A 12,760-nucleotide genomic window follows, 5' to 3' on the forward strand; every position below is an offset into this window, starting at 1 on the left:
CCAATTCTTCAATTGAAAATCTAAAATCTAAAATCTAAAATCTAAAATCCCATGATCGCCCCTCACCTGTTCTCCCAATCGCTGACAAGTATCATCGCTGTCGCACTCCTGCTGCTGCAATTACCCGCCGCCGCCCTTCTGATGTCGCGTTTGATTAAAGGCCCATCGCGCATCCCACCCCTGGAACCGGATTCGCCGACGCTGGATTTGTTGGGTAGTTGTACTGCGGTGGTACCGACTTTGAACGAAGCCGATCGAATTTCGCCTTGTTTGGAAGGATTAACCAGCCAAAGTTACGAACTCCGAGAAGCGATCGTGGTTGACAGCTATTCGGTAGACGGAACCGGAGATTTAGTCAAAGCAGCAGCACAAAAAGACCCCCGGTTTCGCTTGATTAACGACGATCCGCTGCCGGCGGGTTGGGTAGGGCGTCCGTGGGCGCTGAATGCGGGTTTTTTGGCAAGTTCCGAGAAGTGCGAGTGGATTTTGGGGATAGATGCGGATACTGTGCCCCATCCGGGTTTGATTGCGAGTTTACTCAAAACAGCGAAAGCTGGAAATTACGATTTGATTTCGCTCTCGCCGCAGTTTATCCTCAAGTATCCGGGGGAGTTGTGGCTGCAACCTGCTTTGTTAATGACTTTGGTTTATCGGTTCGGGCCGACGGGGACTGGCGGGGATGTGCCGGAACGGGTGATGGCGAACGGTCAGTGTTTCTTGTGTAAGCGCGAGGTTTTGGTGGCATTAGGGGGCTATGAGGTCGCGAGGGGTTCGTTTTGCGATGATGTGACTTTGGCTCGCTATGCGGCTGCTAAGGGCTTTAAGGTGGGCTTTTTGGATGGGGCTAAGGTGTTGAAGGTGCGGATGTATGAGGGGGCGATCGAGACTTGGAATGAATGGGGTCGATCGCTCGATTTGAAAGATGCTGCTTCGGGCGGTCAAATTTGGGGCGATTTGTGGCTGTTGCTGGCGGTTCAAGGTTTGCCGGTACCGATTATATTGTGCTATTTGTTGTTTGGTTCGCTGCCGCCGGTTGGTGTATTTCCGCACTTTTGGCTGTTGGGATTGAATGTATTTTTGGTTGCAGTGCGATCGGCTTTGTGTTTGGCGATCGCACCTTCCTACGATACAACTGGGGCATCGGGTAAATGGCTGTTTTGGCTGTCACCTTTAGCCGATCCGTTGGCGTTTTTGCGAATTCTCATTTCTGCGTTGAATCAGCCTACTCAGTGGCGCGGCAGAAAGTATGAATAATCGTTAAAATTCGGAATTATTACTAGCTGAAATGAGGACACGGCAGTGCCGTTTCCCTACAGCAGATTAATTGTAGGGAAACGGCACTGCCGTCTCCTTCTTATGTACTGCCGTGTCCTGACTGTGGGTAATATGAATTCCCCATCAATCTTACAAGAAAGAGCTACTATTAAGAGCCGTTGGATTCAGATTATAAACCACTCCCAAGTAGTCATTCCCTGATTTGATCGCCGTTGATAATACAGCAGTTGCACCATCTAAAATGGCATTAACTGACTCAAAAGTTAATTGACTAAAAGTGACATCAATTAACTTAATTTTATCCTCTGAAGTGAAGTCAGTAATCAGATCGGCTTGAGATACTTCCGTAGCCGTATCTTGCAATACAAAGATATCATTCCCTGCGCCACCTGTGAGGATATCCAAACCGGAATCGCCATTCAGGAGATCGTTACCCGCACCGCCTGATAAGATATCATCTTGCTTACCACCGCGCAGGGTATCATCGCCATCACCACCTAGCAGGATATCGTTGTCATTATTCCCGCTAAGAAAATCGTTGCCAGTACCGCCCGCGATCGAATCTGAACCTTTGCCGCCAATTAGTTCGTCGTTACCTCCTCCACCTACTAAAGTATCTTCTCCTTGATTCCCAAAATAGGTGTTTGGGAAGTCTAATCCCCTCAAGGAATCGTTGCCGGCAAGGGCAAATACGCTTAAGCCTAATGCTGCTGCTGGGAAGCTGGTATCGTTGCCATCTGTTAGCAGGTAAACATCTCCTAATCGGGTGTTTTCTGGTAAACCCGATCGCACGTTACTTGATACCGATGGTTTTGGCATTGCGATCGCAATTTGTACTTCCGGTGTCGGTGTCGGTGTCGGTGTCGGTGTCGGTGTTGGTGTAGGAGTTGTGACTGCGGGTGTAGGAGTTGTGACTACAGGTGTTGGTGTTGTGACTACAGGTGTTGGTGTTGTGACTGCGGGTGTTGGTGTTGTGACTACAGGTGTTGGTGTTGTGACTACAGGTGTTGGTGTTGTGACTACAGGTGTTGGTGTTGTGACTACAGGGTTATTACCACCATTCAAAATTTGTTCATCTAACGCCGTACCCGTGTTTTCTGCAACTAGAGAATCGAGGGGTTTTTGACCGGCACCAAATGCTTTAAAGTCTTGAGTTGTTTCACCCAAAGCAATTTTTTGGATGGCTGCTACTTGTTTTTGCAGTTGTGTAAGATCGGTATTAGTCGCGATCGCCTCTACAATCCGTTGATTGGATGCTGCGATTACCTGGGCTAGTGCTGGTGCCACCACTGATATCTCTTGGGCGTTAAAATTAGGATCGATCGCCTTTACTTGATCGCCCACTTGGACGATTAAATCCGCCACTTGTTCGGGTTTGGTGAAATCTAAGGTTCCTGTTAGGATGCGATCGGCGATCGTACTAATTATTTGCTTGACAGCATCACCCATACTCAGATTGCTGGCACCTTCAATTAATCCTGCTGTTTGAGTGATCGAGTTTTGGGCTACCAGCATCGCAGTTAATACCGCTTTACCACCCGGTTGTTCCCCTAGGGTAGCGGCGATCGGATCCACATAATTAATCGGGATATCGCTAGGAATATCGAAAGCGCTAGTGACTTTTGCATCAGCTTCATTAACGGTTAAACCGCGATCGGCTAATTCAGCTACCATGCTAGTCAGTAAAGTAATTACTTCTGCATCGGGTGTCGCTTTGAGCGGAGTTTCTAGGGGTAAACCGGTACCGATGTCGGTGCCGCCAAAAGCAACTAAATTACCTTCACTTGCATCAAGTTTGCCGTTATTATTAGTGTCAAAAGTGTCCGAAGTAATATCAAAACTAAATGCGCCGTTACCGTCTGTTGTGCCTTTGGGTTCGTTCGGATCGGCGATGCCATTTTTGTTAGCATCAAAGAAGACATTCGCGCCGGCAATATAGTCGTCAATTACAAAACCACCAAAAGTAGAACTCTTGAAGCGGATTATTTCGCTAACATTGGCACCAGACGAATCCGTTCCTATTATCTTCATCCAGTAGTCAAATTTCTGCGGGCGAGTCTCGCCGATCTCAATTTTGCGAGTTGCGGAATTGAAAGTTAACCATGAGGGGAGAGGAATCTCAGGAAAACTTAACTCATTTACTGGCTGACGATAGCGACCGCCACTCCGATCGGTTTTCCATGTAAACGCCGACGAATTCAACGCCTTGAAATCTGCTAGGGCGATCGAATAATTAATGCTGTCGCCCGGATCGGGGTCAGTATAGGTGTTTGCAGCCAAGGTAAACACATTGCCAGTTTGAGAAAAACCTAGTGCTCCACTTTGTTGCGAAAAGGCAGAAAGATTTACAACTGGGGGGTTGTTCTTATTCGTTGGCGTTACTGGTGTTGGCGTGGGAGTTACTGGCGTTGGTGTTGGCGTTACTGGCGTTGGTGTTGGCGTGACTGGCGTTGCCGTGTTGAGCAGGATCGAGGCACTGTCGCTGAACTGGTTCGCCACAGCTAAGTCAGGTTTCCCGTCGCCGTTGATGTCGCCGATGCTGACGGAGCTGGGGTTACTGCCAGTTGTGAAGTCTACTTTGGTGGCAAAGGTAGGAATGGTGGCTCCGGTGGCGGTGGTATTGATCAGGATGGAGACGTTGTTGTCGTTGGCGTTCGCCACAGCTAAGTCAGGTTTGCCGTCGCCGTTGATGTCGCCGATGCTGATGGATTTGGGGCCAGTGTCAGTTGTGAAGTCTACTTTGGTGGCGAAAGTGGGGGTGGTGGCGTTGCTGGGGGTGGTGTTGAGCAGGATCGAGATGTTGCTGCCGTTATTCGCCACAGCTAAGTCAGGTTTGCCATCGCCGTTGATGTCGCCTATGCTGACGCTTCTGGGAGAACTGCCAGCTCTGAAGTCAACTTTAGTGGCGAAAGAGGGGGTGGTGGCTCCTGTGGCGGTAGTGTTGAGCAGGATGGAGACAGTGTTGCTGAACCGATTCGCCACAGCTAAGTCAGGTTTCCCGTCGCCGTTGATGTCGCCGATGCTGACGGAGTTGGGACCAGTGTCAGTAGGGAAGGTAACGTGGGTGGCGAAAGTGGGGGTGGTGGCTCCTATGGCGGTGGTATTGAGCAGGATGGAAGCATCGTTACTGAATACCACCGCCACAGCTAAGTCAGGTTTCCCGTCGCCGTTGATGTCGCCGATGCTGACGGAGTTGGGGTGAGTGCCAGTAGGTAAGTCCTGTGTAGGTAAGTCTACTTTGGTGGCGAAAGTGGGGGTAGTGGCTCCTGTGGTGCTGGTGTTGAGCAAGATGGAAGCGTCGTTGCTGCCGAAGTTCGCCACAGCTAAGTCTGGTTTGCCGTCGCCGTTGATGTCGCCGATGCTGATGGAGGTGGGAGTAAGGCCAGTTGCGAAGGTGACTTGGGAGGCAAAGGTGGGGGTGGTGGCTCCTGTGGTGCTGGTGTTGAGCAGGATGGAGGCAGTGTTGCTGCCGCTATTCGCCACAGCTAAGTCAGGTTTGCCGTCGCCATTGAAGTCGCCGATGCTGACGGAGATGGGGAAACTGCCAGTTGTGAAGTCAACTTTAGGGGCGAAGCTGAGCACGCCGCTGTAGGTTTTGAGGGTGGTTTCTGTCAGAGAAAGTTTGGGCTTTTGGCTCGATGGGGGGATGAGTTGCGGGATGTTCCAGGTGCCACCTAGTTTGCTGTTACCTGTAGGCTGGGAGTTAGCGGCGATGTTTGCGCCTGTGAGTTGGTGGAGTTGAGTCAGGAATTGGTGTCCTGTCTCCCCGGCTGCTATCTCACATCCATATAATATGATGCTGGCGTTGACACTGAGGGCGTTTCGCCACTGTTGCAACTGTTGGCTGTAGTGTTTGATGTTGCTGCTGTTGAGTTCTGTCGTGCCTAAGTAAATCTTGCCGGGGCTACCGTGGGTGATGATGTGGAGGGTTTCGATGCCTTGATGCTGAGCGAGGAATGTGGTGATTTGCTCTAGGGCATCAGGCTGGTTTTCCAGGATGTAGGTGGCAGTGCCTGGTTTGATGCCTTGGGCTATGTAGTTGCTGTCTGGTACTGTGGGGTCAAGGATGACGATCGAGCTTGGCTGGTTGCTCATGCAAGCAACAAAGGGATTTTTTTTGTTAAGTTGAGTTAGGGTTTTCATCTGTTTTTGCATTAGGTAGAATTACTGGTTTTTGAGCTGCTAAAAGCGATCGCCCGATTTGAGTTGCGATGGCGGTATTTCTATCTGGTAGCGGATGACCCCCTAAACTTTTAATTGCTAGGAGCTTAGCAGGGTTCGATCGTACTGTCAGTGGTTGAGCTTCTCCTTTACAAAATCTTTATATGTTTCCGGGTTATTGTAAACAATTATAAAAAGTCGAAGTCGGGGCGAGTTTATGAGATTATTGATTTTAGGCAATTACGCTCAGTGATTCTATGAATAATGACGATCGCACAAATTTCAATACAGTCCAAGAACACGAGATTTTTGGCGATCGCGATTTTCCATCTTGGTTAACCCAACAACAAATCAGTCTCGCTTGCACTACCTACCAAACCAGCAGGTTAATGTTAATTGGTGCTGTGCCCGAAACGAACAGAATATCGGCTTTTTGGCGAATATTCGATCGCGCAATGGGGCTTTTCTGCACGCCGGAACGCCTTTATTTAAGTTCAAAATATCAACTCTGGCAATTAGATAATGTCTTAGAATCCGGGAAACTATACCAAGGATACGATAAATTATATATACCAAGAATTGGCTATACTACAGGAGATATTGACATTCACGATATCGCTGTCGATAAAAATAATCAAATCATTTTTATTAGCACTTTGTTTAATTGTATCGCTACAGTGAGCGATCGCCACAGTTGCAAACCTCTCTGGAAACCAAGTTTTATCTCACAATATATCAATGAAGACCGCTGTCACCTCAACGGTTTGGCTATGGTAGAAGGAGAAGCGAAATATGTCACAGCGTCGAGTCAGTCGGATGTCGTGGATGGCTGGCGCGATCGCAGAAAAAATGGCGGTATAGTTATTGATATTGAATCTAATGATATTATCGTCACGGGATTGTCGATGCCGCATTCACCCCGCTGGTATCAAGATAAATTGTGGCTGCTGAATTCGGGGAGAGGAGAATTCGGTTATGTGGATTTAGAAACAGGAAAATTTGAGGCAATTACGTTTTGTCCGGGATATGTCCGAGGACTGGCTTTTTGGCAAAATTGGGCAATTGTTGGACTCTCGAAACCTCGGGGAGGTGACAACACTTTTAGCGGTTTAGAATTGGATGAGTTGTTGCTGGCCAAGGATGCTGAAGCTCGCTGTGGTATGATGGTGATTGATTTGACTACGGGGGCGATCGTTCACTGGTTGCGCTTTGAAGGAATTGTCACCGAACTCTATGATGTACAAGTGATTCCGACAGTGCAAAAGCCGATGGCCTTGGGTTTTCAGACTGACGAAATTGCTCAGTTAATTACTTTGGAACTTTAACCGCAGATGGTGGCGGATGTACGCGGATGGACGCAGATACAGCAGATTCCACGTTTATGAAGCACACCCCGGAAGTGCGATCGATCGCCGTAGGGAAACGGCATTACCCAAAGCGTGTCAACTTAAGCTTTTAGTCCACCAGTCCTCCCCCCCACCCGCTACTCCGCCAGGGGTTGAAACCCCTGTCTAATAGCTAAAGTCCTCTAAAAGAGGACTCAAGAACTCATCAGTCCTCTAAAAGAGGACTTGCGCTTTGAGGCAGGGGTTTCAACCCCTGCCGGACTGTCGGTTTGATGTTAAAATGTTTACAGGATTTACCCACGCGGTGTGAGAGAAAGTATTTAAGCGGGATTTGATATTACTCAACAATCGCCCCATCTAAGCTGGTTTTTCTTAAGTCTGTTCTGGCTAAATTTGCACCTCTTAAATCAGCACCTGTTAAACAAACATTGCTTAAATCTGCATAACTCAAATCAGCACCTTTGAGATTAGCATCAGATAAATTTGCTCCTGATAAATTCGCCCTCACAAGTTGCGATTTACTCAAATTGCTGCAACTCAAATTTGCCGATTGCATCTGTGCTGCCATTAAGTTTGCTTTGCTTAAATTACTGCCGCTGAGGTTAGCCAAATTTAATTTAGCATAACTCAAATCAATGTTTTCCAAGCAAAGTTCGCTCAATTGCGCGCATCGCAAGTTAGCATTAATAAAAAACCTGTCTCCAATTCCATAACGGCGCAGCAATTCGTCAACTCCCAGCCGAATTAAAACTGGTTCGCAAGTATTTTGGTAGCACCACGATGTCTCCAGCAAACGGGCGGCTGCTTCAATTGCTACCTTGTCGGATTTAGGGAGGACTAAACTATTGCACCCATCCCACTCACCGTTGAGCATGAATGCCATCTCAGAAGCTGCTACAATTGAGTCGCATAACAAAACGGTTTCTGGTTTGGGTTGCAGCCAGTTCATTAAGGCGATCGAACTCTTGTTTTTCACTGTTGATTCAGGATTTGTTGGTATTTCTTAATTATAGGTAAAATTATTGAAAACATTATGCACAAATTTGCGGCGGCTTCGGAGACTGAATTAATTGTATTTGGTGCAGCGAGACCTGGATATCGCGATGCAGAAATTGCTGAGTGGATTGAATTTATGCAGGGGCACAATATCAAGCAAGTTTGCTGTTTGCTTCCCGATTCCCAACTCATCCGCTACAGGGACTTACTGGGAACGTATCGGAACATCTTTGGGTGCGATCGAGTTTGCTGGGCTCCGATTGCCGATTTTGAATTGGTAGATAGGGATATTTTGCTCGATCGCATATTACCATTTTTGGCATCTGCAAATAGCAAAGGCGAAGGGGTCGTAGTTCACTGTTCTGGGGGGATCGGACGTACAGGACAGGTTTTGGCTGCTTGGTTGGTTAGCGGGCGGGGATTATCTAACAAACAGGCGATCGCAGCAGTAAAAAAAACTGGTAGAAATCCCTATGAAGCCGTGTTTGCTGCTTTGTTCAAAGGTCGAAACCCTTGGCAAGTTGCCGGAAAACTTAATGCTCTTTTAGATGATGGTCGTCCTGTTATATGAACTCCGGTTGCACCGTTAGTTAATTAACAGTTAACAGTTAATAGTTAACAGTTAACAGTTAACAGTTAACAGTTAACAGTTGACCAAATGCCAAATGCCAACTGCCAACTGCCAACTGACTAATCAGTTGTACTAACGTGGTCAATTCTCTCTAATTGCCAGAGAATTTGGTTGCCCTCGCGCCGCACCCGCGACACTACCCAATTTCGCCAAACCCAGTTGTCTCCACGACTGGTGACAGCGCTGGCATTTACATCCATCAAATCAGCCAGTTCAGAACTGGTAATCAAGTAGCCTTTCGTCGCAACCTCGTCGGCGATGTGCAACGTTTCGATCAGATTGCGGAGGTCCTGAACCCTCACCTCGCGGGGCAAGTTCTCCAGGGTATCGGCAGTTGAATCCATCATGGTAGAGTTGGAGATCGGAAGGTCAGAAGTTATGACATAGGATTCTATCGTTTTGTTACCAGTTACGTCCGTTTCTTCCGAAACAATTGTGTTGTCAAAGCGTAGGGGCGGTGCCCCCGTGCCCGCCCCGGCCTCGTCTCCCGTTGGTTTCTGCTGTTGCAGTTCGGGAGTGAGATTGTGCGAGAAGCTGCGGGCGATTTCATCGCATCTGTCGTTGTAGAAGTCGCCGGAGTGGCCGCGGACGTGTTCCCACTGGATTTGCCGGGAATTCAGCTTGTCTAGCAGATGCCAGAGGTCTTGGTTGACAACATCTTTGCCCGTTGAGGTTTTCCAGCCTTTATTTTTCCAGCCTTGAATCCATTTAGTGATGCCGTTTTTAACGTATTCGCTGTCGGTGTAAACGGTGACAGGTTCGGTTTGACCGGAATTGGCAAAAAATTCCAGCGCAGCGACGGCAGCCTGCATTTCCATGCGGTTGTTAGTGGTTTGGGGGTCTGCACCTCCGAGTTCGTGACACTTGCCGTCGGCGAAACAAACTACTGCACCCCAGCCGCCGGGGCCTGGGTTGCCGGAACAAGCGCCGTCTGTGTAGAGGCTTTTGATTTTGGGAGTTGTCATGAGCGAATTAATGTGTAATTTACAGGTAAGTTGTTTGCAAGTGCGATAATTAAGGCAATTGAGATAGTTTTACTTAGTGCTATGAAAAATGCCAACTTAAAGATTAAAAAGGTTGCGCTATTTATTTGTCCGTTTTCTTTGTTAATTTTTAATACTTTCGCGCAAGCACAGCCCATAGTGCCTGCTGCTGACGGTACGGGTACTGTTGTCACCCCGATCGGCAACCGCTATGATATCAACGGCGGCAGTTTGTCGGGAGACGGCGCGAATCTTTTTCACAGTTTTGGGCAGTTTGGCTTGAATCAAGGTCAAATTGCTAATTTTCTGACTAATTCGGCTATTCAAAATATATTAGCTCGAATTGCTGGCGGGGACGCTTCGCTAATTAACGGTTTAATTACTGTCACGGGCGGCAATTCTAATCTTTTTCTAATTAATCCTGCGGGGATTGTGTTTGGCCCGAACGCGAGTTTGAATGTGCCGGCGGCTTTTACTGCAACTACTGCTACTGGTGTCGGTTTTGGTTCAAATTGGTTTAATGCTGCGGGTATAAATAATTTTAGCGCCTTGGTTGGTACGCCAAATGCTTTTTATTTTAGTCCGGGTGTACCAGGAAGTATTGTTAATGCTGGCAATTTAGCGGTGAATCCTGGGCAAAATTTGGCTTTGCTTGGCGGTACGGTTGTTAGTACGGGGCAGTTGTCGGCTGCGGGCGGGCAAATTACTGTTGCTGCTGTTCCGGGAGATAATGTTCTCCGCATTAGTCAACCGGGGCATTTGTTGAGTCTGGAAATAGCAACGGGCGGAAATTTTGGTAGTTTTCAACAGACTTTGAATCCTATTTCTTTGCCGCAGTTGCTGACAGGTACTGGGCAAAATCAGGCTGCGGGTGTTGCGGTTGCGGATGACGGTTCTGTGCGGCTTGTGGCTTCTGGTTTGCAGGTGAATTCTGGGGATGTGGCGATTGCTGCTAATGTGTCTGGGCTACCGCAGTTGAATGCGGGAAGTGCGAATTTATGGGCTGCGGAAAATCTCTCGTTAGCGGGCGCTAGGCTGCAAACTGCGGGGGATTTGAGTTTGCTGGGTGGGGATGCGGTGCGGGTCAGGGACAGCGCCCAGAATCCTTTTTTGGCGAAGGCTGGGGGTAATTTATACATTCAGGGATCTCGCACGATCGACATTCTCACTCAAAATGCGATCGGCGGCTTATCTCTTCCCCCGCAATTCCAAAGCGGCGGCAATTTGAGTTTGGTTAGCAACGGCGTTATTTCGGGGGATTCCCACTTTGTTTCTGGTGGCAATTTTTCGATTCGCAATTTGTCGGGAATGCCGGGAAACTTTGTCAGTTTATTTGACCCGATTATCAGTTCGGAAGGAGATGTTTTCTTTGGAGATTATACCGGAGTTTCGCTGAAAGTCGAGGCGAGGGGGAGCATTGTTGCCGAGGATATTACAATTACCGGCCCCGATATTGCATTGGGTAGGGAAAATGTGAGTGGCGATCCAGATATTGCTATTTTAACCAGCAGTCCGGCTTTAATTCTGCGGGCGGGAGTGCAAAATTTGGCTAATTCTCCTAATGTTCCTAATTCTCCTACGGATACTCCGGGTGATAATGAACAACCTAATCCTTTAGGTGACGATGCAATATTTACTCCTGCGTCTATTTTATCGAATAATTTGATTTCTATTGAAAATATTTCGGCAGGCGGGCCGGTGATTTTGTCAGCGCCGGGAATTATCGCAACTAGAGATATTAATGGCGGTCAAATTAATCTCGAAAGCAGGGAAGCAGGAGTGGTAGTTGGGGGCAGATTAACGTCTAGTTCGACAATTAATATTCAAGCTAATGACAATATTATATTGACAAGTGACATTTCTCGTGCTGATATCAACGGCAGTATTAGTCTGAATACTGTTCGAGGCAATATAGTAACAGGGTCGATCGATACTGGGACTTCCGGGGCGATCGCACTCAGAGCTTTTGGCAATGTGAATTTTGGGACTTTGCAGGGGTCTAATGTTGATATTACCAGTAACTCCGGTGAATTGGGAGTTGTGACTGATGCCAATACCATTGTGCCTAATACTACACCAGTCAATATCACAGCAACTGAGAATATCAATTTGACAGCTTTGAGGGACTTAACGGTAGGCAATCTCACCGCTGCGACTGTCAATGCTAGCAGCAATGGGAGTGTTAATACGGGGGCGATCGCTACGAATGGAGATGTCAGACTTTTGGCAGGACAGCAAATTACAGCAGGGACAATTAATGTCAATCCTACCACCAGCACAGACGGAAGCAATCGCATTCCTACAGTAAATTTGAATGCCCAAACTAATATTAGAGTTCTATCGATCGATGCTGGCACTGGCACTATTGCTTTGAGAGCATCCAGCGACTTAAATGCAGTGAATTTGCTAGGAGGAGCAGTTGAGGTCAATAGCGATGGGGGAAAAATTGCGATCGGCAATACTACATCCCTTGGTAACATTAATGTAACAGCTTTAGGCGATATAACTTCCGGAAATTTGCAGGGAGTGGGAGTGAATGTCAATAGTAACTCTGGAACAATTCAAACTGCAAATACCACAGCCACTGGGAATATTAATGTAACAGCTTCTGGCAATGTAAGTTCCGGAAATTTGCAGGGAGAGAGAGTGAATGTCAATAGCACTAGCGGGAATCTGCAAATGACCAACATCACTGCAACAGAAAATATCACTTTCAGAGCGTTAGACAATGTGAATACGGGGAATTTGCAGGGAGTCGCTGTTGATGTTAATAGCAGTAGGGGAAGTGTCAGCACTGGCAATATAAATGCTGCGGAAATTGTGAGTATTTTAGCCGCAAACGAAATCACAATAGGGCGAATAAATGTTAATCCTGTTGTTAGGGTCGATCGCACTTCTACAGTAAATCTTAACGCTCAAAATGATATCAGCGTTGCATCCATAAATGCTCCGGGCGGTAATGTTGAGCTCGCAACTCCGGGTTTAGTTCGAGTGACGGGTACTTTTGGCCAAAACGGCACTCCTGTTAGCATCTCGACTCTTGGCGACACTCAAGCGGGTACAGTTACGATCCGCCACGGCGGCGGTGATGTCAATCCGCCGATACCTTTTGCGGTGGGAGATGCGACGACTAACGGTACTGCTGGGGCGATCGCCAGCAATGCTTCAGGTACGATTACTCAAGGGCGATCGTTCATAAATTCTTACACTCAAGGCAATAGTGCGATCGTAACTACCAATCAACCAACAAATCCCGACAATCCCAATAATCCGAATAATCCGAATAATCCCAATAATCCCAATAATCCCAATAATCCCAATAATCCCAATAATCCCAATAATCCCAATAATCCTAATAATCCCAATAA

General features: G+C 47.5%; 7 protein-coding genes. 4 read left to right on the plus strand and 3 right to left on the minus strand.

Features of this window, described 5'->3' with window-relative positions; genetic code table 11:
- Positions 1-51: 51 nt before the first annotated feature.
- Positions 52-1,254: a 2'-O-glycosyltransferase CruG gene (gene cruG / locus QUB51_RS04340; protein WP_333259753.1), complete on the plus strand. Its 1,203-nt coding sequence runs from the start codon at positions 52-54 to the stop codon at positions 1,252-1,254.
- A 150-nt stretch (positions 1,255-1,404) separates the two neighbouring features.
- On the opposite strand, the gene QUB51_RS04345 is transcribed toward cruG, so the two are convergent.
- Positions 1,405-5,418, minus strand: a complete 4,014-nt coding sequence (locus QUB51_RS04345; RefSeq protein ID WP_333259756.1) for an FG-GAP-like repeat-containing protein — start codon at positions 5,416-5,418, stop codon at positions 1,405-1,407.
- 275 nt (positions 5,419-5,693) lie between these two features.
- On the opposite strand from QUB51_RS04345, the gene QUB51_RS04350 reads away from it, so the two are divergent.
- On the plus strand, positions 5,694-6,761 hold the full coding sequence (locus QUB51_RS04350) for a TIGR03032 family protein (RefSeq protein WP_333259759.1): 1,068 nt from the start codon (positions 5,694-5,696) through the stop codon (positions 6,759-6,761).
- Positions 6,762-7,119: 358 nt separating this feature from the next.
- Here QUB51_RS04350 and QUB51_RS04355 read toward each other — a convergent pair whose 3' ends face one another.
- Positions 7,120-7,758 carry a pentapeptide repeat-containing protein gene (locus QUB51_RS04355; RefSeq protein WP_333259762.1) on the minus strand — a complete coding sequence of 213 codons (639 nt, stop codon included), beginning with the start codon at positions 7,756-7,758 and terminating at the stop codon, positions 7,120-7,122.
- Positions 7,759-7,815: 57 nt separating this feature from the next.
- Between QUB51_RS04355 and QUB51_RS04360 the strand changes: the two genes are divergently transcribed.
- Positions 7,816-8,349, plus strand: a complete 534-nt coding sequence (locus QUB51_RS04360; protein ID WP_333233934.1) for a phosphatase domain-containing putative toxin — start codon at positions 7,816-7,818, stop codon at positions 8,347-8,349.
- A 119-nt stretch (positions 8,350-8,468) separates the two neighbouring features.
- Here the strand turns inward: QUB51_RS04360 and rnhA are convergent, their stop codons facing one another.
- Positions 8,469-9,374, minus strand: a complete 906-nt coding sequence (rnhA, locus tag QUB51_RS04365) for a ribonuclease HI (RefSeq protein ID WP_333259765.1) — start codon at positions 9,372-9,374, stop codon at positions 8,469-8,471.
- An 81-nt stretch (positions 9,375-9,455) separates the two neighbouring features.
- Here rnhA and QUB51_RS04370 point away from each other — a divergent pair.
- The coding region (locus QUB51_RS04370; RefSeq protein ID WP_333259767.1) for a two-partner secretion domain-containing protein at positions 9,456-12,760 on the plus strand (3,305 nt) is incomplete at its 3' end.

It is taken from the genome of Microcoleus sp. AT8-A3, from assembly GCF_036705675.1.
In the GTDB taxonomy this organism is placed as follows: domain Bacteria; phylum Cyanobacteriota; class Cyanobacteriia; order Cyanobacteriales; family Microcoleaceae; genus Microcoleus.